Genomic DNA, 24,169 nt, shown 5'->3' with positions numbered 1-24,169 from the left:
CATGTCCCCGGAATATGAAGCTGGTTTGGATGCATCGGGCCGCCTGTTAGCCGAGGAACGGGCGGGGGACAACGCACCGCCGCTTTCGGTGAGCGAATTGTCGGCGATCTTGAAGCGCACGGTTGAGGATCGCTTCGGCCATGTCCGCCTGCGCGGCGAGATTTCCGGATTCAAGCGCGCCGCGTCGGGGCACCTCTATCTGTGCCTCAAGGATGACAATGCGGTCATCGACGGCGTGATGTGGAAGGGCGGGGCGCAACGGCTGCCCTTCGCGCCACAGGACGGGGTGGAGGTGATCGCCACCGGCAAGCTCACTACCTATCCCGGCCGCTCCAAATATCAGATCGTGATCGAGCGGATGGAGCTGGCGGGCGAGGGCGCGCTGATGGCCCTACTCGAAAAGTTGAAGCAGAAGCTCGCGGCCGAGGGCCTGTTCGACCGCTCCGCCAAACGCCCGCTCCCCTTCATGCCGCGCACCATCGGCGTCGTCACCTCGCCCACCGGCGCCGTGATCCGCGACATTCTCCACCGCCTCGAAGATCGCTGCCCGACCAATGTCCTGCTCTGGCCGGTGCTGGTGCAGGGACAGGGCGCGGCCGAGCAGGTGGCCCGCGCCGTACGCGGCTTTTCGGCCATGCAGCCCGGCGGGTCGGTTCCCCGTCCCGACCTCGTCATCGTCGCGCGCGGCGGTGGATCGGTTGAGGATCTATGGAGCTTCAACGAGGAAATCGTCGTCCGTGCCGTGGCCGAATGTTCGATCCCGATCATCTCCGCCGTCGGACATGAAACCGACACGACGCTTTGCGACTATGCCGCCGACATGCGCGCGCCCACGCCGACCGCAGCTGCCGAAATGGCGGTGCCGGTACGCGCCGACCTCATGGCGATGCTGACCGAACAGGGCCTGCGCATGAACCGTGCGGTGCGTCGCGGTGCTGCGCAGGCGCGCGAGCGGCTGGAGGTGCAGGCCCGGCTCATGCCCACGCCCGACATGCTGCTTGCGCCTCAGCGTCAGCGGCTCGACCAGCTGTCGGGTGATCTTGGCAATGGCCTGCGCCACCGGGTCGCGGACGCGCGCGCGCATCTGGGGCAAGCTGGCGGTGCGCTCCGTCCCGCGCTCCTGCACCAGCATCTGAGCCGCGCGAAGGAACGGCTCGATCGTCAGCGCCTGCGCCCTGACTATCTCACCCGCGTTTTTAACGACCGCGCCACCGCCTTCGACCGCCTGTCGCGCCTGTTCCTCTCGGTCAATCCCGACCTGCCGCTCAAGCGCGGCTTCGCCCGCGTCATGGCGGGGGACCGGCTCGTCAAAACAGTCGATGAAGCCCGTGCGGCAGGTACGGTGTCGCTCCATTTCGACGATGGTGCGGTCGCGGCGACGGTGGAAGGCGGCCCGTCATCGCCAGCCCTTGAGAAGGCGCCGCCGCAAGCTATATCCCCTTCATCCCGCCCTTCCCGCAAATCGCAGGAAGGCGGCGAAACCCGCCAGCAGGACCTGTTCTCCTGATGTGCATGAATGTGAAGAAGGCCGCCTGATCCCATGCTGATGTCCAACCGCGATCGTCCGGCCCGCCTCCATTATATGGCCTACAGCTTCCGTGTGCTTCAGGCAGGTGACCATGTTGTTTGCGCCGTCACCGGCCAGCAGATACCTCTCGACGACCTGCGCTATTGGAGCATCGCCCGGCAGGAGCCCTATGCCAGCGCCGAAGCCTCGGCCCAGGCCGAGTTGAAGGCGCGCCGCCTGCGATGAAATGCTGGGCAGCCGCGCTTCTGCTGATGACCGGCAGTGTGGGCGCAGCGAGTAATCCGGCTCCCATCCCCGCCGCTGGCATCACCCTTCAAGGCACCGCGCAGCAGGGCGGCACGCTCACCGGCATAGCGCCACCCGCGACGGCGGAATTGCGCCTCGACAATCAACTCGTCCGCGTCGATCCCGATGGCCGTTTCCTCATCGCTTTCGACCGTGACGCCGGGCCGCAGGCACAGCTCACCGCCCGCCTCTCCGACGGTCGCATCATCAACCAGCCCATCAGCATCGCCCCACGCGCCTGGCGGATCGAGCGCGTCAACACGCCCCTCCGCCCAGTGCGCGACAATGAAGCCTTCCTCGCGCTGCGCCGCCCGGAACTGGCGCAAATCGCCGCCGCCCGCGCGCAGGAAACCGGCGCCCAAGGCTGGCGCCAGCGCTTCCTCTGGCCGCGCGTCGGCCGTATCTCCGGCCTGTTCGGATCGCAGCGCGTCTATCAGGGCATCCCCGGCGCCTATCATGGCGGCATCGATATCGCTGCGGTCACCGGCGATCCCGTTCTGGCGCCTGCTGACGGAGTGGTGACGCTGGCGGCCGATCATCCCTTCACGCTGGAGGGCAATCTGCTGATCATCGACCACGGCCAAGGCCTCAGCAGCGCTTTCCTCCATCTGTCGCGCATCGACGTGCAGCTTGGCCAAGCCGTCCGCCAAGGTCAGCGCATCGGCGCGGTTGGTGCGACTGGCCGCGCGACAGGCCCGCATCTTCACTGGGGTTTGCGCTGGAATGAAGCGCGGATCGACCCGCTTCTGCTCACCGGACCAATGCCAGCCAACTGATCTGAGATGCATTTGCGCAACTTAGTGTAACCTGTGGCAATGGCAGAGCATCAAAGTTCCGTCTGCCATGAATGACGCCAAATAAGTTGTTAAACGAACGTAAAACCGCGCTTATCGCCTATGTGGCAAATTTACGACAGTGAAACAGCAAAGTGCGCTAATGCCAGCAGCATTGCTTTACACGCATAAAACGACTGCGCAGACTATCCCGAGCACGGATGAAGAGGGGTTTGCTGTCGGGCTCCAAGGCCCCCCTTCATGCGTCAAAATCAAGGGCGCAGGTTTGCTTGCGTCGCTCCAGAGCAAGGGACTGGACTGTGAAGAAAATCTCGAACAATGCGTGGCTGCGCAATAGCGCAGCGCTGCAGGCGCTCGCATGCGCGGGCGCCGGTTTCGCGGCGCTCGCCGCTCCTGCCTTTGCGCAGGATACTCCGGCTGGCACCGTGGCCGAAGAACCTCAAGCGACCATCGTGGTCACCGGCTCCATCCTGCGGCAGGACGTGAACAACACGCCTTCGCCGATCTCGGTCCTGACGTCCGAGTCGCTTGACCAGCGCGGCATCCAGAGCACGCAGGAAGCGCTTCAGCGCATATCGTCCAACAATGGTGCCGCGCTCACCAACAGCTTTTCGGCAAACGGAGCCTTCGCGGCGGGTGCGTCGGCCGTGTCTCTGCGTGGCCTCACCACCAGTTCGACCCTGGTCCTGTTCGATGGCCAGCGCGCGGCTTATTATCCGCTGGCGGATGACGCGACGCGCAACTTCGTCGATCTGAACACCATTCCAGACGACATCGTCGATCGCGTCGAAGTGCTGCGCGACGGCGCTTCCTCCACCTATGGCGCGGATGCAATCGCGGGCGTCATCAACGTCATCACGAAAAAGCAGTTCAAGGGCGTAGGCGGCCGCATTGAAGGCGGCCTCACCGAGCGCGGCGATGGTGAAAACTACCGCATCACATTGACGGCGGGCACCGGCGACCTCAACCGCGATGGCTACAATATCTACGCCAGCGGCTTCTGGTATCGTCAGAACGCCCTCTATAACCGTGACCGCCCCTATCCCTACAACTCGCAGGATTTGTCGGGCATTTGCCGCGACGGCGTGTGTGGCCCTCAGGTCGGCCCCAATGGCGGCTCGATCAACCCGTCCAGCACCGGCTATGTGGGCTGGGACGATGCTACGTCCTCAAGCGATCGCCGCTCCTTCGCCACCACATTCTTCGTCGCACCCACGGATTCGTTGAGCGCGCTGGATGATCCGCTCGGCCGCTACCAGTTCCTCAACCCGGCAGCAGGCTGTATCGCGGGCGAAACGCCATATACGCTCACTCCGGGGGAACTGGCCGACACCAGTCAAAACGCCTTTGCTCCCACCACAGTCTGCCAGGGCGATCTGGTGCGCCAATATGGCGTCATTTCGCCCCGGATCGAGCGTTTCGGCGGTGCCCTCAAGGCCACCGTTGCCGTCACAGACGATATCGAAGCGTCCTTCACAGCCAACTATCTGCAAAGCAAGGTCAGCTATACCGGTGAACCGGCGACCATCCGCGCCAATGGCCCGGCAGGCATCGCGTTCCCCCGCTTCAGCACCTATAATAGCGGCCTACCCAACGCTCCGGGCTCGTTCGCCCTGGCGTTGCCGGTCTATATCTGCCCCCTGGTCAACGGCGTCCCCCAGGCTACTTGCGATGCCAGCAACGGCACGCTCAATCCGAACAATCCCTTCGCGGCACAGGGCCAACTGGCGCGCATCCTTGGCCGCATTCCCAACCTGCAGGAATATAATGAGACGCTGAGCCGCACCTATCGCGGCGCCTTCTCCATTTCGGGTCCGATTACCGACAATTGGAACTTCGCGGCGGACATCGTCGGCATGCGCACAGACCTTACGCGCACGTCAAAGGGCTATGTCTACATCCAGCGTCTGCTCAACGTCGTGGCCGATGGCAGCTATAATTTCGTCAATCCGCTGTCCAACAGTCAATCAGTGCTCGATTATCTGTCGCCGGACAATGTTACCAAGTCAACATCCGAACTCTACGCCGCGCAGGTGAGCTTCAATGGCACGCTGTTCGAACTGCCAGCAGGTCCGGTGCAACTCGGCTTTGGCGGCCAGATCCGGCTTGAGGCAATCAATGCTCCCAGCGCCAACGACGACTTTGCCGGTCCCACGGAACGCTATTTCGTTCTGAATGCTTTCGGCACCAAGGGTGAGCGCGTGGTCCGATCGGGCTTCGTCGAACTGAGCGTGCCCGCTTTCGAAGGCTTCGAAGTCAACGCGTCGGGCCGCTATGACAATTACAACAGCGGCCAGGACGCCTTCTCTCCGAAGGTGGGATTCCGCTACAAGCCGATCGACGCCCTGACGCTGCGTGGCACCTGGTCGAAGGGGTTCCGTATCCCAAGCTTTGCTGAAGCAAATGCGCTGCCGACGACGGGTTTCGTCAACAACACCGCATCAACCTTCCCAGAATCCTACCTGGCGCAATTTGGTTGTACGAGGGCGACCTTCACCAGCTGCCCGACCTATCTCAGTTCCAGCAGCTACGGTCAGACCCAGCTTGCCAGCCCCGATCTGAAACCCGAAAAATCGACCAGCTGGACGGCGGGCGTGATCTTCGAACCGATGCGGAACGTCCGCCTCAGCGTCGACTATTACAATATCAAGAAGAAGGGCGCGATCATCCCGGCCCCGTTCGGCCCCGCACTTGCGGCCTATTATTCAGGCCAGGCGATCCCGGCGGGCTATAACATCATCCAGGATTCGCCCGATCCACAAAATCCAACGGCGCTGCCGCGCGTCGCCTATGTCCAGGCGCCGCTGATCAACGCCACCACGATCCGTTCGGAAGGTCTGGATTTTGCCGCAACGGGGCGTTTCGACCTCGGCGATGTTCGTTTCACCAGCTCGATAGAGGCGACCTACATTATCAATCTTGATACGACCTTCGCCGACGGCAGCCGTGAAAGCTATGAAGGCACCATCGGCAATTACAGCCTGACTGCCGGTTCGGGTACGCCCGAATGGCACGGCAGCTGGACCAACACGCTGGAATGGAAGCGGCTCACCCTCTCTGCCACGGCTGAATTCTTCGGCGGTTATAATCTGTCGGCCGAAGATGTCGAAGGGCCAGGCGCTTCGGGCGGTTGCGGCATGCTTTCTCCGAAGTTCGTGCCGTGCAATGTCGACGATTATATCACCGTCGATCTCACCACCAGCTATAAGCTCAACGACAATTTCACGGTCTATCTGAACGTGCTCAATGTCTTTGACGATCTGCCGCCGATCGATCCGGTCACCTATGGCGCCAACAACTACAACCCGGTCCAGGGTGGTACCGGCATCTACGGTCGCGCCTACCGACTTGGCGTGAAGGCCAACTTCTAAGGCCTGATCGAACTAAAAAGGGGAGGGGGCGCCAGCGATGGCGCTCCCTTTTTATGCCTCTCGATCGTAGATGGAGAGGGGGACCATGCGAAGCATGGTGGAGGGGAATGAGCGCGACTTGAGCCTTCTTCCCCTACCATCGTTACGCGGCAATCCCTCCCAATGCGGCACGGGGAGGATTAAGCCATCCTCAACTGCAACGCCCCATCCCCCTCATCGACCTTCACCGTGGAGCCATCCGGCACCTCGCCGCGCAGGATCAGGTCCGCCAGCGGATCCTGCAAATATCTCTGCACCGCCCGCTTCAACGGCCGCGCGCCATAGACCGGATCATAACCGACCCGGCCCAGCCACGCCCGCGCACCGTCGGTCAGGTCCAGCACCACCTTGCGGTCCTTCAGCAGCTTGCCGATCCGCGCGACCTGAATGTCCACGATCGGCGCCATATGGCTCGCGCCCAGCCGGTGGAACAGGATCACCTCGTCCAGCCGATTGAGGAACTCCGGCCGGAAGTGACCCCGGACGATTTCCATCACCTGATCCTCGACCTTTTCGACAGGCTCGTCATCGGCCAGCGAAGCGATGAACTGGCTGCCCAGGTTCGACGTCAGCACGATGATCGTGTTGGTGAAGTCCACCGTGCGTCCCTGCCCATCGGTCAGGCGGCCATCGTCCAGCACTTGCAGCAGCACGTTGAACACATCGCTGTGCGCCTTCTCGACCTCGTCGAACAGCACGACCTGATAGGGCCGCCGCCGCACCGCTTCGGTCAGCACGCCGCCTTCCTCATAGCCGACATAGCCCGGAGGTGCGCCGATCAGCCGGGCGACCGAATGCTTCTCCATGAACTCGCTCATGTCGATCCGCACCATTGCGCTGTCGTCGTCGAACAGGAATCCGGCGAGCGCCTTGGTCAGCTCGGTCTTGCCGACGCCCGTGGGGCCGAGGAACAGGAACGAGCCAAGCGGCCTGTTCGGGTCCTGCAAGCCCGCGCGCGACCGGCGTACGGCGGTCGATACGGCCTTGACCGCATCGGCCTGTCCGATGACGCGCTTGCCAAGCTCTTCCTCCATGGCGAGCAGCTTTTCCCGCTCGCCCTCCATCATCTTGTCGACAGGAATGCCGGTCCAGCGCGACACGACAGAGGCGATGTCCTCCGGCGTCACTTCCTCGCGCAGCATCGCGCCTTCGGTCGCGCCCTCGGCCTCGGCGATCTTGCGCTCAAGCTCCGGAATGCGCCCATAGGCCAGCTCGCCCGCCTTCGCGAGGTCACCCGCCCGCTGCGCCTGCTCCAGCTCGACGCGCGCGGCCTCCAGCTGTTCCTTCAGCTTGCTGTCGCCCGCAATCTTGTCCTTCTCCGCCTGCCAGCGCTGCGTCAGCGCCGCCGACTGTTCCTCAAGATTAGCGAGGTCCTCTTCCAGCGCGTCGAGCCGGTCCTTGGATGCCTTGTCCGTCTCCTTCTTCAGCGCCTCGCGCTCGATCTTGAGCTGGATGATCCGCCGATCGAGATTTTCGATCTCCTCCGGCTTGCTCTCCACCTCCATGCGCAGGCGAGAAGCTGCCTCGTCCATCAGGTCGATGGCCTTGTCGGGTAGGAAGCGGTCGGTGATGTAGCGGTTAGAGAGCGTCGCAGCCGAAACCAGCGCGCCATCGGTGATCCGCACGCCATGGTGCAGCTCATATTTTTCCTTCAGGCCGCGCAGGATGGAGATGGTGTCCTCCACCGTCGGTTCGCCCACGAACACCGGCTGGAAGCGCCGCTGGAGCGCCGGGTCCTTCTCAACATATTTGCGATACTCATCGAGCGTCGTCGCGCCGATGCAGTGCAGTTCGCCGCGTGCGAGCGCAGGCTTCAACAGATTGCCCGCGTCCATCGCGCCTTCCGACTTGCCCGCGCCGATCAGCGTGTGCATCTCGTCGATGAACAGCACGATCTGGCCTTCCGCGCCCTTCACTTCGTCCAGAACACCCTTCAGCCGTTCCTCGAACTCGCCGCGATATTTCGCGCCCGCGATCAGGCTGCCCATGTCGAGCGCCATCAGCGTGCGGTCTTTGAGCGTGTCGGGCACGTCGCCATTGGCGATGCGGAGTGCCAGTCCCTCCGCAATCGCAGTCTTGCCCACGCCCGGGTCGCCGATCAGCACGGGATTATTCTTGGTCCGCCGCGCCAAAATCTGGATTGTCCGTCGGATTTCCTCGTCCCGCCCGATGACAGGGTCCAACTTGCCCTCGCGCGCCGCTTCGGTCAGGTCGCGCGCGAACTTCTTCAGCGCATCATAGCGATCTTCCGCGCCCGCTGTGTCCGCCGTGCGGCCGCCGCGCAGATTGTTGATCGCGGCGTTCAATCCTTCCGCCTTCACGCCCGCTGCCGCCAGCGCCTTGCCCGCCGCCGAGGTGGTCGCGAGGGTAAGCGCAAGCAGCAGCCGCTCGACCGTAACAAAGCTATCGCCCGCCTTGGCCGCGACCTGCTCGGCGCTGTCCAGCACCCGTACCGCGTCATTATCAAGCCCCGGCGTCTGCTGCGCACCGCTACCCGACACCGCAGGCACCTTGGCCAACGCCGCGTCGGTCTCGCGCAGCGCCACGCCCGCGTCGCCGCCCGCCGCCTTGATCAGGCCGGACGCCATGCCCTGATTGTCTTCCAGCAGCGCTTTCAGCAGATGCTCAGGACTGATCCGCTGATGGCTCATGCGGATCGCGACAGTCTGCGCCGATTGCAGGAAGCCCTTGGCGCGGTCAGTGAATTTTTCGAGGTTCATAGGAAGCCCTTCGTGAAACTTGCCACGATGTAATGTTGCATAAATGACACACAAGAGGCGCTACGCAATTATCCTTAGCATCGCTCGGCCTCTCGGCGCAAACCTGCCCATATTAGAGGAAGATAGCCCCCGATCCCGACGTGCCGTCCATCCAATGCATATTGCGCCGTCCCCATGCGCCGCTATGCTGCGGCCACCCATTGCCGCCTCCCCGGCGATGATCTCCAGCTTCGATGAGGGCGCCCATGATTTTTTCCTCCACCTCGCGTCGTCTGGCTCTGTCGCTTGGCCTGTCTTCATTGAGCCTGTCGATCATCGCCTTTCCAGTCCCGGTCGCCCTCGCTGCACCAGCGGCTCAGACGGCTCCAGCCCCGCTCGCCAGCCTCGTTTCCGCCGTCGATATTCCCTATGAGCAGTTCACGCTGAAAAACGGCCTGCGCGTCATCGTCCATACCGATCGCAAGGCTCCCGTGGTGGCGGTGTCGGTTTGGTATCATGTCGGCTCCCGCTTCGAGCCTGCGGGCAAGACCGGCTTTGCTCATCTGTTCGAACATCTGATGTTCTACGGTTCTGAAAATGCCGATGGGCCTTTCTTCGGACGGCTGGAGGATATCGGCGCGACCGACTGGAACGGCACGACCTGGTTCGATCGCACCAATTATTTCGAAACGGTGCCGACCGGTGCGCTAGACCGGGCATTGTTCCTGGAATCCGATCGCATGGGTCACCTGCTCGGCGCGGTGACGCAAACCAAGCTCGATGCCCAGCGCAGCGTCGTGCAGAATGAAAAGCGGATGGGCGAGAATGAGCCCTATGGTCTGGTCGAATATGCCCAGCTCGCCGCCATGCTGCCCGAAGGCCACCCCTATCGCCACTCGACCATCGGATCGATGGCGGACCTGAATGCCGCCAGCCTTGCCGATGTGCAGAACTGGTTCAAGACCCACTACGGCCCGAACAATGCCGTGTTGGTGCTGGCAGGGGATATCGACGTACCCACCGCCAGGGCGAAGGTCGAAAAATGGTTCGGCAACATCCCGGCCGGTCCTGCGCCAAAGGATGTGGACGCCACCGTGCCAACGCTCGACAGGCCAGTCGAAAAGCTGATGCACGACAATGTCGCTGCGACCCGGCTCTACCGCAACTGGATCGTGCCGGGCGTCAATTCGGCTGACCTCCCACAACTCGACCTCGCGATGGCGGTATTCGGCGGCCTCAAATCCTCTCGCCTCGACAATATATTGGTGCGCGACGAGAAAGTGGCCGTCGGCGTCAAGGCCAGCATCCAGGCGTTCGAAAAGCTGTCGATCGCGGAAATCACCGTCGATGTGAAGCCGGGACAGGACGCCGTCGCCGTCGGCAGACGCCTCGACCAATTGTTGGCCGATTACTTGGCCAAGGGTCCCACCGCCGACGAGGTCCAACGCGCGGCGACACGTCAGCTTTCCGGCACGATCGGCGGGCTGGAAAAGGTCGGCGGCTTCAGCGGCAAGGCGGTGACCCTGGCCGAAGGCGCAGTTTATTCCAATGACCCCGGCAAATATAAGAAGGACCTTGCCCTCTATGCCGCCGCCACGCCGCAGTCGGTGGGCGACACCGTCCGCAAATGGCTGGGGCGGCCGATATTCCGGTTGACCGTGGCGCCCGGTGAACGGACGGCCGAGGATAATGCGCTCGCGGGCAACGCCACGCACCACCCCGCCTATTTCCGCGATCCCAAAAAGCCCGCGCCGGTAGCCGCCACGCCGCCGCCACCCACTCGGGTCGCGGAACCGCCAATCGAGCCGGTCAAGGATCTGGATTTCCCCGCTGTGGAAGAGGGGAAGCTCAAGAACGGGATTCCCGTTGTCTTCGCCCGGCGCGCAACCGTTCCCGTCGTGCGGGTGTCGGTATCCTTCGACGCGGGCAATGCCGCCGATGACAAGACAAAACTGGGCACGGCGGCGTTGACGACGGCCCTGTTGGATGAGGGCACGAAAACGCGCAGTTCAGTGCAGATCGCGGAAGAACAGGAACGGCTGGGCGCGTCGATCGGCGCGAGCAACGGCATGGATAGCACAAATGTCGGCCTCTATGCGCTCAAGCCCAATCTCGACGCGTCGCTCGGACTGCTCGTCGACGTGATCCGCAATCCGGCTTTCGCTCCGACCGAGGTCGAACGCATCCGGGGCCAATTACTGACCCGCATCGCTGCCGAGAAAACCGCGCCGATGCCGATCGCCCAGCGCCTTTTGCCGCCCTTGCTCTATGGCGCTGCGCATCCCTACGGCATCCCCTTTACCGGGTCGGGCACGGAAAGCGGCGTCAAGGCGGCCACCCGCGCCGATCTTGTTGCCTTCCACGACAAATGGATGCGGCCTGACAATGCCACCATCTTCGTCACCGGCGACACCAGTCTGGCCGAAATCATGCCGCTGCTCGAAAGACGCTTCGGCGACTGGAAAGCGCCTGCGGTGGCTAAGGGTAAAAAGCTCTTCCGCATGGACCGGATGGCGCGCCCGGCGCGGATCATCCTGGTCGACAAGCCGCAAAGCCCCCAATCGATGATCCTGGCGGGCCTGCTGACGGGCAAGCAAGGCACCGACAATCCGCTGACGCTGCAGACCGCCAACGAAGTTCTGGGTGGCAGCTCTACCTCGCGGCTGATCATGGACCTGCGCGAAACGAAGGGTTGGGCCTATTCCGCTGGCACGAGCCTGCCCGGCGTCAAGGAAACCATCCCCCTGCTGGTCTACGCCCCTGTCCAGACCGACAAGACCGGCGCGTCCATCGCGGCTGCGCGCCAGGACATAGCCGACTTTCTGACTGCCAAGGGCACGACGGAGGCTGAACGTAACCAGACCATCAACAGCCAGATCCTGTCGCTGCCGGGCAGTTTCGAAACATCGTCAGACCTGATGGGGGCGATGATGCGCAACCGTCTGCTGGGCCGACCGGACGATTTTTATGAAACGCTGCCGGGACTCTACCGCGCCATGACCGCCGCCGACCTGGACAAGGCCGCGCGCGAGGCGATCGATCCCGCGCGGCTGATCTGGGTCGTCGTGGGCGATGCAAAACTCGTCCGGCCGCAGCTTGACGCGCTGGGCCTGCCCGTCGAAATGGGAACCCTTGCCGATTGAGGCTGCTTTGAGGAGATGAAGTGATGGCGAATGTCGATGGCGCTTATGACTGCGTGGCAAAGACGCCGCTGGGCGATCAGAAGGGCGTATTCACCGTCATCAGCAACGGCACCAGCTTCCACGGCACCTTCGCTGGCATGATGGGGTCGCTGGACGTCGCCGAGGGCAAGGTCGACGGCGACAAGCTCAACTGGAAGATGAACATGACGATGCCCATGCCCATCACGATGGAATGCGAAGCGGTCGTGGAAGGCGATGCGATCAACGGCACCATGCAACTGGGCGCGTTCGGGGCGGCGGGCTTTTCCGGTACGCGGCGCGTTTAAGCGGGCGTTTCCGCCAATGATCGGCCGCGCCACCGTGGGATTATCCTGATGTCTAGTTCCGGTCTGACGGAGGGGTTGGTGCAACAGTTCCCGCTGGTCGCGCGCGGCTGGCGGCATCTGGCCGACGAAGCGCTGGCGGAATTGCGCGTGTCCTCCAGCGCGGGCTGGTGCCTGGTGCATCTCGCCCGACTGGGACCCGACGTAAGGCAGGCCGACCTTGCCGATCAGCTGGGCATTACCCAGCCGTCACTGGTGCGGACGCTGGATGGGCTGGCGGCGATGGGATTGATCGAGCGCCTGCCGCATCCGGAAGACAAGCGATCGAACCGGGTGGAGTTCACCGATGCAGGTCGCGACCTTGCCGCCCGGATCGAAGCACGACTGGATGACCTGTCGCAACAGCTGTTCGAGGGCGTTCCCGAAGCCGCGGTCGAGATCACCGTCAACATGATGCAACTCCTCACTCGTCGCATCGCTGAACGGCGCAAGCAGGCTTAGGACGCGCCGCCATTCGTGAGCGCTCCCCAAGCGGAGCCGCTCACCCTCAGCGCTTGCTGCCAACATTCTCATATAGAAAAGTCCGCCGGTTGGGACCGGCGGACTTCCTGAAAGCCTGGTGCGACCCGAAGGCTTTTTAATATTGAACAGTCACCGTCACCGCGCGGCGGTTCTGTGCCCAGGCGGATTCATCCGAACCCAGCGCCGCCGGGCGTTCCTTGCCATAGCTGACCGTGTTGATGCGGCTGGGGTCGATGCCCAGCGACGCGAGATAGTTTTTCGCGGCGTTGGCCCGGCGTTCACCCAGCGCGATATTGTAGTCGCGGGTGCCGCGCTCGTCCGCATGGCCTTCGATCGTGACGCGAACATTGGGATTCTGCTGCAACCATGCCGCCTGGCTCTGCAAAGTCTGCTGGTCCTGCACATCGACATCATATTGATCGGTGTCGAAGAAGATGCGGTCGGATGAGACCGATGCGACGAAATCTTCCTGGCTGCCCTTGACCGGGCCAGTGGTCGTGCCGGTCCCGGTGCCAGTCTGGGCGCTGTTGTCGGTCGCGGGCGGAGGCGGCAAGTCCTTGGGCGCCTTCTTGCCGCAAGCAGCGAGAGCCAGGACCGAGACGGCGATAAGCAGGGGGCGGTTGAGTTTCATGGGAGGCTCCTCAAAAAGTCCATGTGGTCGTTACGCTTGCGCGATGATGTGGTTCCCTATCAGGGCAGCAGCGGACCCCATGCAGGGTCAGAGCCGCTGAGCGGCGTGGGAATGCGGCGTTCGTTGACGCCGGTCAGGTCGACCTGCCAGACTTGGCTGGCGCCGTCGCGACCGGGGCTCGTGCGGAAATATTGCAGCACGCGGCCGTTGGGCGACCAGGTCGGCTGCTCATCCTGCCAGCCGTTGGTGAGGATGCGTTCATTGCCACCCTCCGGCGTCATGACGGCGATCTTAATGTCGCCGCTGATCTTGGTGAAGGCGATCAGGTCGCCGCGAGGGCTCCATTCGGGCGTCGCATAGCGGCCGCCGCCATGGCTTATGCGGCGCTGGGCCGAGCCATCGGCGTTCATGACATAGACCTGCTGACTGCCCGAACGATCGCTTTCGAACACGATCCGGGTGCCATCGGGGGAATAGCTGCCGCCGACATCGATACCGGGCGCGGTGGTGAGGCGAACCGGCTGACCGCCCTGCGCCGACACGCGATAGATGTCGGTGTTACCCGCAACCGCCATCGAAAAGAGGATGTTGCGGCCATCGGGCGACCAGCGCGGCGCGAAGGTCGCATTGTTGCTTTCGGTGACGAGGCGCTGGCGGCCGGTGCCGATGTCATAGACATAGATGCGTACCCGGCTGCCCAGATAGCTCACATAGACGATCGACTTGTAGTCTGGCGAAAAGCGCGGGGTGAGGGCGATCGACTGGCCATTGGTGATGAAGCGGTGGTTCGCGCCATCGCTATCCATGATGGCGAGGCGCTTGGTGCGGTTCCCCTTCGGCCCGCTTTCCGCGATATAGGCAATGCGGCTGTCGAAGAAGGGGCTCTCGCCGGAAAGGCGCGCATAGATGGCGTCGGCGCATTTATGCGCGGCGCGGCGCCAATCGCGCGGGGCGACGACATAGCCCTGGCGCGTCAGTTCCTGCTTGAGCGCCACGTCATAGAGATAGCAGCCAACCGTGATGTCCGCCTCTCCACCTGTGGTGCGGACGAAGCCTTGCACCAGCGCCTGATAGGCGCCCCACTTGTCATAGGCGGGGTTGGTGACTTCGGGGAAACCGATGGCAGGGATGCCGCCCGGACCGGACGGATCAAACAAGCCCGAGCCCTTGAGGTCGGAGGCGATTACCTCGGCGATCTTGCGGCCAAGTTCGCTGGACGAACCGGCAGGCGTGGAAACTTCGGCCTGCGGGGGCAGGGCGGGCACGACGATCTTGAGGTTGCTGTCGATGTCGCCGGTCACATCGACCGACAACTGGGCCATCGCAGGGCTGGTAAAGGCTGCGCAAAGGGCGAGCAGTGCGGTTATTCCAAAGCTTCTCATCGCGCTTTCCTTGCGTAGACTCTCAAGGGTTTGAGCCATTTCCACTGTTCATAATATTCGTCGGGCAGCCCTTGAAAAGGGGAAGCCTGCATGACCGCCTGCACGGCGCGTTCCTTGTAGATCGAGACTTGCGGCTTGTTGCTGGCGGTCTGACCCTGCACATCGATCACCTCGGGCCTGCCGATCACCCGGCCGTTGCGGTCGATCTTCACCTCCAGAAAGGCCACCAACTGCTCGACATCCGCGCCGGAGGGAAGCTTCAAATGCCGGTAGATCTGATCGCCGATCAGACGGTCGAGCGCAGCCTTCTGCGCGGGACCCATGGTCGCAGCGGGCGGCGGTGCGGCCTTGCGCGGGGCGTCGGCTTCGGTGTTGATGCCCTTCAGGAAATCCTTGCCGAGCAGCGAGCCGCGCGGCTTTTCGGCCTTGCCCTGGCCGGACGCCCGGGCAGGAGCGTTTGGCTTGGGCTTTGCGGCAGGCTTTTGGGTAGCCTTGGTCGCCGCAGGGGCAGGTTTCGCCTTTGAGGGCGTCTGCTTCGCTGCGGGCTTTTCAGGTGCGGGCTTGGGTTTTGGCTGAACCTTCGCCACGTCCCTTTTGGCCGGAGCAGGCTTTGGCGGCGGCGGCGCCGGTGTTGGTTGGGGCTCAGGAATGGGGGCCGGTTCCGGCACAGGCGCGGGCGCCGCATCCTCGGTCGGGCCTTCTTCCGGCGCGACGCTGGGCGGGGGCGGCTGGGTCGAGATCTGCGGCGCGGCGGATTGCAGCGCCGCTTCGTCCACCAAGCTGACGTCCATGGGCGGCGAGTTCAGCTTGAGCGGATTGGGCGTTGCCAGGAATCCGACCGACAGCAAGCCGAACAGCAGGACATGTCCCGCCGTCGCAACGCCAAGGCCGATCTTCTCCGCACGTTCCATGCCCGAGTCCTATGGCCCCTATTCTGAACCGCCGGTGACGGCGCCGTCTTCACCGCCGGTGCTGACCAGCGCCACCTTGTTGAGACCCGCCCGATTGAGTTCGCCCATGACACGCATCACCCGGCCATAGTCTAGTCCTGTATCTGCGCGCAGGAATATCTGCGGCGGCTCGGCTTTGCCTGCGTTGGCCGAGACGATCTCGGCCAGGCGATCGGCCAAATCGGCGTCGCTGATCTGCGTCTCGTCGATGTAGAGGCCCCCGTCGCGATCGATCGAGACCACGGTCGGCTTGTCGTCCTGATCAAGACCCTTGGCGCGCGTTTCGGGCAGGTTAACAGGCACGCCGGTGACGAGCAGCGGGGCGGTCACCATGAAGATGATGAGCAGCACCAGCATGACATCGACCAGCGGCGTGACGTTGATGTCCGCCATCGGCGCGCGACCCCGGCCACGGCGGTGGGAGGGTGGGCCGGACATGGCCATTAGCGGCGACCTCCGGCCAAGTGGGTTGCTCTATCCTCCGTTCGCCCTGAGCTTGTCGAAGGGCTTTTCTTCTCTTCAAGTGAAGTGAAGGGCTTCGACAGGCTCAGCCCGAACGGGGGGAGGAGGCTGTGAATAAGGCACGAGATCCCAGCGTTCGCTGGGATGACGGGGTGGAGGAGGAGCGGGCACACGCTCACCGCTGCGCCTCCAGCTCCCGGCTCAGTGTCGAATAGAAGCCGTCGGCGAAGCGGGTGAGCTTGGATTCCATGCGGTTGATGCCGTGGCTGAAGCGGTTGTAGGCGATGACCGCCGGGATCGCCGCGAACAGGCCGATGGCGGTGGCGAAGAGCGCCTCTGCGATACCCGGCGCAACGACGGCGAGCGAGCTGTTCTGCTCCTTCGCGATCGCGGTGAAGGCGCGCATGATGCCCCAGACGGTGCCGAACAGGCCGACAAAAGGCGCGACCGAGCCGATGGTGGCGAGGATGTTCAGGCGGTCCGAGAGGCGATCGACTTCTGACGCGATCATGCTGGACATGGCGGTCGAGAGGCGGTCGCGGGTGCCGTCGCGGTCGATGACCTTCTGCGCGGTCGAGCGGCGCCATTCGGTGACGCCTGCGGCCATCACCTTGGCAGCGGGGAAGTCGGACGACTTGCCGCGCGCTTCATAGAAGCGGTCGATATCCTCTGCCTTCCAGAAATCATCTTCGAACGCGCTGCTCTGGCGGCTGGCCTTGCGCAGGGTGAAGCTGAAGCCGATGATCATCGCCCAGGTCCAGATGCTGGCGAGCACGAGGCCCAGCATCACCACCTTCACGACAATGTCGGCCTGCAGGAACAGGGCGAGCGGCGAAATGGTCGCAGCTTGGGTGGCGGCGCCGACAGCGGCGCCAACGTCGGGCATCGAAAGGCTCATGGGTTGATGTCTTCCCCTCTCATCAAACGGCTGAAAATGTCGATCCAGGGCTTTGGCTGCCGCGTGGGGCGGCCCTGGTTTGTCAGGAAGGCGACAGAGACCTCGCCGTCCGTCAGTATTTCATCGCCGCACCTGACTCTTTGATGAATGGTGCAGGCAACGGGGCGAATGGCGGTCACGCGGCTTTCGACGAGCAGGGCGTCGTCGAGCCGTGCGGGGCGCTTATAGGCGATCTGGAGATTCGTCACGGCATAGACGCCGGTGCCATCTTCCTGCGCGGCGCGCTGATCGATCCCGGCGACGCGCAGCATGTCGGATCGCGCGCGCTCCATGTAACGCAGGTAATTGGCGTGGTAGACGAGCCCGGACAGGTCCGTATCCTCAAAATAGACGCGCAGGGGAAAGTGATGCACGGCGGCAATGAACCTTCCGGTCGCCGGCTCGGGCATGGACGCTGAAACGGACATGCGCGGCCTTTTAACCATCAAGCAGGCAGCAGGCAAAGGCGGAAATGAACAGGGTCGACGCGGCCTGCCGGGCAGCAGGGGCTATCCGTCCCATAAATAAGGCGCGCTCAGCCCCGATTAACACAGCGTCCGTTGTGATTGATGTTCGAAAGCGCTGGCCCCCCGCTTGCCATATCGCTACTGGGCGGCAAATTGATTTTGCGAGGACATTAGCATGACCGACATTCAGACCGTGGGCGTCATCGGCGCTGGTCAGATGGGCGCGGGGATTGCGCAGGTCAGCGCGCAGGCTGGCTATGATGTGATCCTGTGCGACGTCGATCTGGCACGCGCGCAAAAGGGGCTTCAGGGCATTTCAAAGCAGCTTGCCCGTGCGGTCGAAAAGGGCAAGCTGAGCCAGGAAGATTCCGAGGCCGCCTTTGCCCGCATCCGCCCGAGCGGTGATCTGGCTCCGCTGGCCGAAGCGCAACTGGTGATCGAGGCCGCGACCGAGCGGGAGGAGATCAAGCGCAGCATCTTCGCCAATGTGAGCGCGGTGATCACGCCCGGCACGATCCTGGCGACCAATACCTCGTCCATCCCCATCACCCGGCTGGCGCAGGTGGTGCCCGATCCGGCGCTGTTCGTGGGCATCCACTTCTTCAACCCCGTACAGGTCATGGCGTTGATCGAGTTGATCCGTGGGCTGGCAACATCGGACGAAACGGTCGCGACGATCGAAGCCTATACCAAGCGGCTGGGCAAGCACGTCGTGCAGGCGTTCGATTCCCCCGGTTTCGTCGTCAATCGTATCCTGCTGCCGATGATCAACGAATCCATCTTCGCGTTGGGCGAAGGGGTTTCCCACATTCGCGACATCGACACGGGCGTACGACTGGGGCTGAACCATCCCATGGGTCCGCTGACGCTGGCGGACTTCGTTGGGCTCGACACCTGCCTTGAGATTTTGAACGTGCTGCGGTCCACGACCGGCGATTCCAAATATCGCCCGGCGCCGCTGCTGGTGAAATATGTCGAGGCGGGCTGGCTGGGGCGCAAGACCGGCAAGGGCTTTTATGATTATTCGGGGCCGGAGCCTGTGCCTACGCGATAAGCGGGGCGCGGGTCAGCCTGATCCAAGGCGATGCTTTTTCAGGCAATGGCGCAGCTGGTCATAGCTTAGGCCGAGAGCCTTGGCGGTTGCCCGCTGATTGTAGCGGTGGCATTCCAGCGTTGACTGCACGATCGCGGCTTCATGGGCGTCCACGGCGGCGCGCAGGTCGCTGACGGGGGTGAGACTGGTGGCGGGAGCGGGCCGCGACTCCTCTTCAGTGGCCACTTGTGCTTGCGGCTTCCAAGGGGAAGCGAAGGGATCGAAGACGATTCGTGCGATCGCGCGGGCAGGCTCGGCCCAGCGATAGACGGCGCGCTCCACCACATTGCGCAGTTCGCGCACATTGCCGGGCCAGGGATGGGCGTCCAGATCGGCCATGCAGGCGGGGGAAAAGCCCGGCCATTCGGGCCAGCCCAGTTCAGCGGCCATGCGGCGTCCGAAATGATCGGCCAGCACCGCCACATCGCCTTCGCGTGCGCGCAGTGGCGGAAGGGTGATGACTTCAAAGCTCAGGCGATCCAGCAGGTCGGCGCGGAAGCGGCCTGAATCGGCAAGGGCGGGCAGGTCTTCGTTGGTCGCGGCTATGATGCGGACGTCTACCGTCATGGCGCGCGAGGCGCCGATGCGGGTGACTTCGCCATATTCGATGACCCGCAGCAGCCGTTCCTGCGCGGCCATGGAGAGTGTCGCCAATTCGTCAAGGAAGAGCGTGCCGCCATCGGCTTCCTCGAACCGCCCGGCGCGGGCGCGGGTGGCGCCGGTGAAAGCGCCCTGTTCATGGCCGAACAGCTCGGCCTCGATCAAAGTTTCGGGTAGCGCGGCGCAGTTCATGACGATGAGCGGCTCGCCCCAGCGCGGGGAGAGGCGATGGAGGCGTTCGGCGACGAGTTCCTTACCGGTGCCGCGTTCGCCGACGACAAGGACCGGGCGATCAAGTTCGGCCGCGCGCCCGGCCTGCTCGACTGCATCGAGGAAGGGTAGCGACTGGCCGATGAACTGGCTGTTTCGTTCCATAACCAGATTATGGTGAAAATTACCACTTATTGGCAAGATACATTGGAACCAGCGGGGATAAACCCAGAAAATCCGTCTTTTCACGAATTGGCACGGCTCCTGCAAAGCAGGCGGTCAAACCGTCAGACGGAAGGATTGCAGTTCCGATGGGTATTTTTTCTCGCACGCGCGACATCATCGCCGCCAATGTCACCGACCTGCTCGACCGGGCGGAAGACCCCGCGAAGATGATCCGCATGATCATCCTGGAAATGGAGGAAACGCTGGTCGAGGTGCGTGCGTCCGCAGCGCGGACCATCGCTGATCAGAAGGAGATGCGCCGCCATATCGGCAAGCTGCAGGGCCTGCAGGACAGCTGGACCGAAAAGGCGCAACTGGCGCTGAGCAAGGATCGCGAGGACCTGGCCAAGGCGGCGCTGGTCGAAAAGCAGAAGGCGGCCGACATGGCGGAGAAGCTCTCCCATGAAATTGAAGTGCTGGACGAGGCGCTGAAGGCTTCGGAGGAGGACATCGCCAAGCTGCAAGGGAAGCTGCGCGAGGCGCGGACCCGGCAGAACAGTCTGGTCACGCGGATGGAAAGCGCGCAAAATCGTGTGCGCATGCGCGAAGCCTATGCTGGGGAAAAGGTGAATGAGGCCTTCGCCCGCTTCGAGATATTGGAGCGCCGGGTCGACATGGCCGAGGGGCGCGCGGATGCGCTGAATCTCGGTCAGGGTCAGAAGACTCTGGAGGAAGAAATCGCAGAGTTGCAGTCGACTGATAAGGTGGACGCCGAACTCGCGGCGCTCAAGGCAAGAATGAACCGGCCCGTCTGAACAGGCCGTTTGAACAGGGAGCGTGACGCATGGAGGATGTGTTTTTACCGATCATGATCTGCGGCATGCTGTTCATCGGCATGCCCTGGCTAATCCTGCACTATACGACCAAGTGGAAGCAGGCGCCCAAGATCACCGATGAGGATGAGCGGTTGCTGGACGAATTGCACCTGCTCGCGCGGCGGCTGGAAGACCGGCTGCAGACGGTCGAGCGGATCGTCGCCGCCGACAATCCCGATTTCCGTCCGTCTCGCCCCACGCCTGACGACGCTTATGATCTCGACCGCCAAGATTTCGGCAGGAGGAACTGACATGGCTGCGCGCCGTACGAAATTCTACCTCGACAAGCAGAATGGCAAATGGATGGGCGTATGCGCGGGCATCGCCGACTATACCGGGATCGACGTGACCTGGGTGCGCGTGGGCGCCGTGCTGGTGACTCTGATGGGGGCCTTTCCCTGGTCGCTGATCGCCTATTTCGCTGTGGCCTATTTTGGCGAGAACAAGCCGCTGGGCCTCTATGCCGACCGCGATGACGAGAAATTCTGGCAGGGCGTGCGGACCAATCCGGCCCGATCCGCGCGGGACGTGCGGTCGAAGTTCCGCGACATCGACCGGCGGCTGGCGGACATCGAGACCTTTTATACGAGCCGCAACACGCGTCTGGCGGACGAGATCGACAGCCTGCGTTGAGCAAGGCGTTCGGAGGACGGCATGCAGGACATGGCTTTTACCCTGACCGTCGCGGCGAGCTGCATTACCGCACTGTTGATCGTCGCGGCGACCACTTTGCACGGCTGGAACGGCTGGTTGGCACTGAAGCGTGCGGAACTGGCTCGGCCCGTTCCGGATGCTTCTCCCTTCGCGAGCGCGCGGATCGAACTCGCCGACCTCAAGGAACGCGTCCGCAAGCTGGAGGCGATCGCGGCGGGCGTCGATCTGTAAGGAAAAGCGGCTTTCGCGGGCCGCTTTTCCCCCTATATGCAGGGTATGACCGATGTGCCTGCCCTTGCCGATCTTCAGGAAGAATATGAGTTTCTGGACGCCGATGACCGTTATCGGCTGCTGATCGACCTTGGGCGCGCTTTGGAGGCGATGCCCGACGCGCTCAAAACCGATGCGACGCTGGTGCGCGGCTGTTCAGCGGCGGTCTGGGTCTACCCGACGGTGCGCGACGATGGGCGGCTGCATTTCCTGGCGGACAGCAATGCGGCGATCACCAAGGGGATCATCGCGCTGGTCTTGCTGACGGTGCAGGACCAGATGCCCGCGCAGATCGGGGCGGCCGACATCGAAGGCGCACTGGCGCCGTTCGACCTCAAGAATCAGCTCAGCTCCAACCGGACACAGGGCATCCCTAACATGATCGCGCTTATCCGGCAGACTGCGGAGCGCTACAGCTAGGGCGGGAAACCTGCGGACGCCCGGGCGTTCTCCTTGCGTGATCGAAACGGAAGTTGAGGAGATGCGCGATGCGAAGCCTGTGGGCATTGGCGGCAATCGGCCTGCTGGCGGGTTGCTCTGACGGCGAAAAAGAAGGCCCGACGCAACGCGAGCAGATCGGCCAAACGTGGAAATATGAAGGCGGCGAGGCGGGTAAACCCAAGGTCGCTTATATCGGTAGCGCCAACAGCGTGCAGACCATGACCGCTGAAGACACATTTTCGGTGCTGCTGGTGCAGCCAATACCCGAAGGCGGCGCGGACGTGACGGTGAAGCTGGTGGGCGCACCCTTCAGCTGCGACCTATCCGACTGCCGCGTCACGGCGGTGACAGATGATGGCAAGAGCCACGACTGGCGCGGGCGGATGACGGAAAACAAGGACGGGATAGAGGTGCTGCCCGCCGCCAAGGCCGATGAGGCGATCAAGGAAACGAAGGTGCTGAAGGTTAATTTGGTTGTGGGGCCGAAGGACAAGACCTTCCCGTTTGAGTTTAAGGTCGCGGGGCTAGATTTGAAGAAGTGAGGGTCGCCGCAGACGTTCGTCATCCCAGCTTTCGCTGGGATGACGGGTTTTGGACGCTTATTCCTGAAGCGAAACGCCGGGGCTTCTGGGATCGGCCACACCCCGCCAGTGCCCATCGGGCGCGCGCTCCGCCGCATTCGCTTTTAAACCCATCGGAGCGATCGTGACCTTGTGGCCCCAGGCTTCGAGCGGGGCTTTCATGGCTTCGAGCGAGGTGCCCTGTTCCAGGACGAGGCCGTTGGCGTCGAAAAATTCCAGCCCCAGCGCGATGGAATCCTGCGCGGACAGGCCCCAGTCGAAATGGGCGATCAGCGCCTTCGTAACCTGCATGATGATGGTCCGGCCGCCAGCCGCGCCGACGGTGAAGACAGGCGTTCCCCGGCCGTCATAGACGATCGTGGGCGACATGGAGGACAGAGGCCGCTTGCCGGGTTCCACACGGTTGGCCACAGGCGCGCCGCTCTTTGCGGGCGTAAAGCTGAAATCGGTCAGTTCATTGTTGAGGATGACGCCATCGGCGATCAGCTGACTGCCGAAGAAGCTTTCGATGGTCGACGTCCATGCCGCGATATCGCCATCCCGGTCGATTGCGACGAAATGGCTGGTGCCGCTTTCCGGCTGTGGCAGGGCTGCGGTCCGTGCCTCGGCCCCCGGCGGGCTGCCCGGGCGATAGTCGTTGAGGGTGCGGCCAAGCGCGATGAGCGCCGAACGCTTCTTGAGATAGGCCGGGTCGATCAGTCCCGCGATCGGCACGGACACGAATTCGGGATCACCCAGCCATGTGTCCCGATCGGCATAGGCGAGGCGCATGGCTTCGCCGATGACATGCCAGGAACGGGGATCATCCTTCCCCCATTGGGCTAGCGGGAAACGTTCGACCATGCCCAGGATTTGCAGGACGGTGATGCCGCCTGACGAAGCCGGACCCATCCCGCAGATGCTGTAGCCGCGATACGGGCCGCAGACCGGCTTGCGCGCCTTCACCTGATAGGCGGCGATGTCGGCCTCCGTCATCGGCACGGGATTTTTGGGCGCGTTGGTGACCGTTCTGGCGATCGCCCGTGCGGTCTCGCCCTTGTAAAAGGCGTCTGGCCCTTCCGCCGCAATCCGCCGGAACAGCGCAGCGAGCGGAGGGTTTATCAGGGTCGTGCCGATGGGCGCGGGGGCGCCGTCTATCCAGAAGAATTTCTGTATCTCGGGAAAGTCGGCCCATATGGGGGCGACTGCCTTCATCGCGGCGTCGAGCCGCTGGCGGACCTCAAAGCCATCCTCAGCCAATCGGATCGCAGGCGCAAATAATGCCGCCCATGGAAGCTTCCCCCATTTGCGATGCGCTTCCCCGGCGAGGCGGAGATTGCCCGGCACGCCGACCGAATAGCCACCGGGCCAGGCGGAGCGGAAGGAAAGGGGCTGCCCGTCCACTCCCATGAAGCGATCCGGCCGGGCAGCCGCAGGCGCGGTTTCGCGCCCGTCGATCGACTCTAGCACCCCTGTTTCGCCATCATGATGCATCAGGAAGCCGCCGCCGCCGATGCCGCTATTATGCGGTTCGACGACGTTGAGGGTCAGCATCATGGCGATCGCGGCGTCGGTCGCGCTGCCGCCCTGGCGAAGCATCTCCTGCCCCGCCGCCGCCGCGCGCGGATCGGCGGCGGAAACCGTGGCATTGAGCGAGACAGGCTCGCGCGCCGCGACAGGGGCGGCATATAGGAAAGCGAGGGCAACAGGGGCCAACAGGCTGGCGAGGCGAGGCGTCATGCCCCGCACCCTATCGTCCGGCTGGCCC

The 24,169-nt window shown here is 63.3% G+C and carries 24 protein-coding genes; 14 read left to right on the top strand and 10 right to left on the bottom strand.

What is annotated here, in order from left to right; all coding sequences use genetic code 11:
- The first annotated feature begins 1 nt into the window (after position 1).
- The 4 genes from xseA to ACZ5TB_RS11255 all read left to right on the top strand — a co-directional run bounded on the left by xseA (position 2) and on the right by ACZ5TB_RS11255 (position 5,978).
- Positions 2 to 1,507 (top strand): exodeoxyribonuclease VII large subunit, encoded by a 1,506-nt coding sequence (gene xseA, locus ACZ5TB_RS11270; RefSeq protein WP_464791296.1) that lies wholly within the window; start codon positions 2 to 4, stop codon positions 1,505 to 1,507.
- 33 nt (positions 1,508 to 1,540) lie between these two features.
- On the top strand, positions 1,541 to 1,753 hold the full coding sequence (locus ACZ5TB_RS11265) for a DUF2093 domain-containing protein (RefSeq protein ID WP_464791295.1): 213 nt from the start codon (positions 1,541 to 1,543) through the stop codon (positions 1,751 to 1,753).
- Complete coding sequence (locus ACZ5TB_RS11260) at positions 1,750 to 2,589, top strand: M23 family metallopeptidase (protein WP_464791294.1); 840 nt, start codon at positions 1,750 to 1,752, stop codon at positions 2,587 to 2,589. Before ACZ5TB_RS11265 ends, ACZ5TB_RS11260 begins: the two co-directional genes overlap by 4 nt.
- A gap of 317 nt (positions 2,590 to 2,906) precedes the next feature.
- Positions 2,907 to 5,978, top strand: a complete 3,072-nt coding sequence (locus tag ACZ5TB_RS11255) for a TonB-dependent receptor plug domain-containing protein (RefSeq protein WP_464791293.1) — start codon at positions 2,907 to 2,909, stop codon at positions 5,976 to 5,978.
- 179 nt (positions 5,979 to 6,157) lie between these two features.
- On the opposite strand, the gene clpB is transcribed toward ACZ5TB_RS11255, so the two are convergent.
- Positions 6,158 to 8,737, bottom strand: coding sequence for an ATP-dependent chaperone ClpB (gene clpB, locus ACZ5TB_RS11250; RefSeq protein WP_464791292.1), 2,580 nt, complete (start codon positions 8,735 to 8,737; stop codon positions 6,158 to 6,160).
- Positions 8,738 to 8,849: 112 nt separating this feature from the next.
- Complete coding sequence (locus ACZ5TB_RS11245) at positions 8,850 to 8,984, bottom strand: hypothetical protein (RefSeq protein WP_464791291.1); 135 nt, start codon at positions 8,982 to 8,984, stop codon at positions 8,850 to 8,852.
- On the opposite strand from ACZ5TB_RS11245, the gene ACZ5TB_RS11240 reads away from it, so the two are divergent.
- Genes ACZ5TB_RS11240 through ACZ5TB_RS11230 form a run of 3 tightly spaced genes read left to right on the top strand, consistent with a single transcriptional unit; the run spans position 8,983 to position 12,683 of the window.
- Positions 8,983 to 11,859, top strand: a complete 2,877-nt coding sequence (locus ACZ5TB_RS11240) for a M16 family metallopeptidase (protein WP_464791290.1) — start codon at positions 8,983 to 8,985, stop codon at positions 11,857 to 11,859. The two genes, ACZ5TB_RS11245 and ACZ5TB_RS11240, sit on opposite strands and share 2 nt — an antisense overlap.
- A 23-nt stretch (positions 11,860 to 11,882) precedes the next feature.
- Complete coding sequence (locus ACZ5TB_RS11235) at positions 11,883 to 12,185, top strand: hypothetical protein (protein ID WP_449470669.1); 303 nt, start codon at positions 11,883 to 11,885, stop codon at positions 12,183 to 12,185.
- A 48-nt stretch (positions 12,186 to 12,233) separates the two neighbouring features.
- Positions 12,234 to 12,683, top strand: a complete 450-nt coding sequence (locus tag ACZ5TB_RS11230; RefSeq protein WP_464791289.1) for a MarR family winged helix-turn-helix transcriptional regulator — start codon at positions 12,234 to 12,236, stop codon at positions 12,681 to 12,683.
- A gap of 136 nt (positions 12,684 to 12,819) precedes the next feature.
- Here the strand turns inward: ACZ5TB_RS11230 and pal are convergent, their stop codons facing one another.
- The 6 genes from pal to ybgC all read right to left on the bottom strand — a co-directional run bounded on the left by pal (position 12,820) and on the right by ybgC (position 17,494).
- Positions 12,820 to 13,335: a peptidoglycan-associated lipoprotein Pal gene (gene pal, locus ACZ5TB_RS11225; protein WP_464791288.1), complete on the bottom strand. Its 516-nt coding sequence runs from the start codon at positions 13,333 to 13,335 to the stop codon at positions 12,820 to 12,822.
- A gap of 59 nt (positions 13,336 to 13,394) precedes the next feature.
- The gene (gene tolB / locus ACZ5TB_RS11220; protein ID WP_464791287.1) at positions 13,395 to 14,717 is read right to left on the bottom strand and encodes a Tol-Pal system beta propeller repeat protein TolB; all 1,323 of its coding nucleotides are present in this window, start codon (positions 14,715 to 14,717) and stop codon (positions 13,395 to 13,397) included.
- On the bottom strand, positions 14,714 to 15,628 hold the full coding sequence (locus ACZ5TB_RS11215) for a cell envelope biogenesis protein TolA (RefSeq protein ID WP_464791286.1): 915 nt from the start codon (positions 15,626 to 15,628) through the stop codon (positions 14,714 to 14,716). The genes tolB and ACZ5TB_RS11215 overlap by 4 nt, the downstream gene beginning before the upstream one ends.
- Positions 15,629 to 15,646: 18 nt before the next feature.
- Complete coding sequence (gene tolR, locus ACZ5TB_RS11210) at positions 15,647 to 16,111, bottom strand: protein TolR (RefSeq protein WP_464791285.1); 465 nt, start codon at positions 16,109 to 16,111, stop codon at positions 15,647 to 15,649.
- Positions 16,112 to 16,304: 193 nt separating this feature from the next.
- The gene (tolQ, locus tag ACZ5TB_RS11205; RefSeq protein ID WP_464791284.1) at positions 16,305 to 17,027 is read right to left on the bottom strand and encodes a protein TolQ; all 723 of its coding nucleotides are present in this window, start codon (positions 17,025 to 17,027) and stop codon (positions 16,305 to 16,307) included.
- Positions 17,024 to 17,494: a tol-pal system-associated acyl-CoA thioesterase gene (ybgC, locus tag ACZ5TB_RS11200; RefSeq protein WP_464791283.1), complete on the bottom strand. Its 471-nt coding sequence runs from the start codon at positions 17,492 to 17,494 to the stop codon at positions 17,024 to 17,026. The genes tolQ and ybgC overlap by 4 nt, the downstream gene beginning before the upstream one ends.
- A 214-nt stretch (positions 17,495 to 17,708) precedes the next feature.
- On the opposite strand from ybgC, the gene ACZ5TB_RS11195 reads away from it, so the two are divergent.
- Positions 17,709 to 18,587: a 3-hydroxybutyryl-CoA dehydrogenase gene (locus tag ACZ5TB_RS11195; protein WP_464791282.1), complete on the top strand. Its 879-nt coding sequence runs from the start codon at positions 17,709 to 17,711 to the stop codon at positions 18,585 to 18,587.
- Between the two features lie 12 nt (positions 18,588 to 18,599).
- Here ACZ5TB_RS11195 and pspF read toward each other — a convergent pair whose 3' ends face one another.
- Positions 18,600 to 19,601 carry a phage shock protein operon transcriptional activator gene (gene pspF, locus ACZ5TB_RS11190; protein ID WP_464791281.1) on the bottom strand — a complete coding sequence of 334 codons (1,002 nt, stop codon included), beginning with the start codon at positions 19,599 to 19,601 and terminating at the stop codon, positions 18,600 to 18,602.
- A gap of 146 nt (positions 19,602 to 19,747) precedes the next feature.
- Here pspF and pspA point away from each other — a divergent pair, with 146 nt between their 5' ends.
- From pspA to ACZ5TB_RS11160, 6 genes are all read left to right on the top strand, one after another.
- Complete coding sequence (pspA, locus tag ACZ5TB_RS11185) at positions 19,748 to 20,416, top strand: phage shock protein PspA (RefSeq protein ID WP_464791280.1); 669 nt, start codon at positions 19,748 to 19,750, stop codon at positions 20,414 to 20,416.
- Between the two features lie 29 nt (positions 20,417 to 20,445).
- A complete protein-coding gene (pspB, locus tag ACZ5TB_RS11180; protein ID WP_464791279.1) occupies positions 20,446 to 20,727 on the top strand; it encodes an envelope stress response membrane protein PspB in 282 nt (93 codons plus the stop codon).
- A 1-nt stretch (position 20,728) separates the two neighbouring features.
- Positions 20,729 to 21,109, top strand: a complete 381-nt coding sequence (gene pspC / locus ACZ5TB_RS11175; protein ID WP_464791278.1) for an envelope stress response membrane protein PspC — start codon at positions 20,729 to 20,731, stop codon at positions 21,107 to 21,109.
- A gap of 21 nt (positions 21,110 to 21,130) precedes the next feature.
- Positions 21,131 to 21,361 (top strand): hypothetical protein, encoded by a 231-nt coding sequence (locus tag ACZ5TB_RS11170; RefSeq protein ID WP_464791277.1) that lies wholly within the window; start codon positions 21,131 to 21,133, stop codon positions 21,359 to 21,361.
- Positions 21,362 to 21,397: 36 nt separating this feature from the next.
- Positions 21,398 to 21,820: a SufE family protein gene (locus ACZ5TB_RS11165; RefSeq protein WP_464778609.1), complete on the top strand. Its 423-nt coding sequence runs from the start codon at positions 21,398 to 21,400 to the stop codon at positions 21,818 to 21,820.
- Positions 21,821 to 21,888: 68 nt separating this feature from the next.
- Positions 21,889 to 22,383 (top strand): hypothetical protein, encoded by a 495-nt coding sequence (locus ACZ5TB_RS11160; protein ID WP_464791276.1) that lies wholly within the window; start codon positions 21,889 to 21,891, stop codon positions 22,381 to 22,383.
- Between the two features lie 57 nt (positions 22,384 to 22,440).
- Here ACZ5TB_RS11160 and ggt read toward each other — a convergent pair whose 3' ends face one another.
- Complete coding sequence (gene ggt, locus ACZ5TB_RS11155; protein WP_464791275.1) at positions 22,441 to 24,141, bottom strand: gamma-glutamyltransferase; 1,701 nt, start codon at positions 24,139 to 24,141, stop codon at positions 22,441 to 22,443.
- Positions 24,142 to 24,169 lie beyond the last annotated feature (28 nt).

The sequence above is a fragment of the Sphingobium sp. TomTYG74 genome (genome assembly GCF_055393875.1).
The sequence above is the reverse complement of the archived record's forward strand: the minus strand, read 5'-3'. Positions and strand labels throughout refer to the sequence as shown.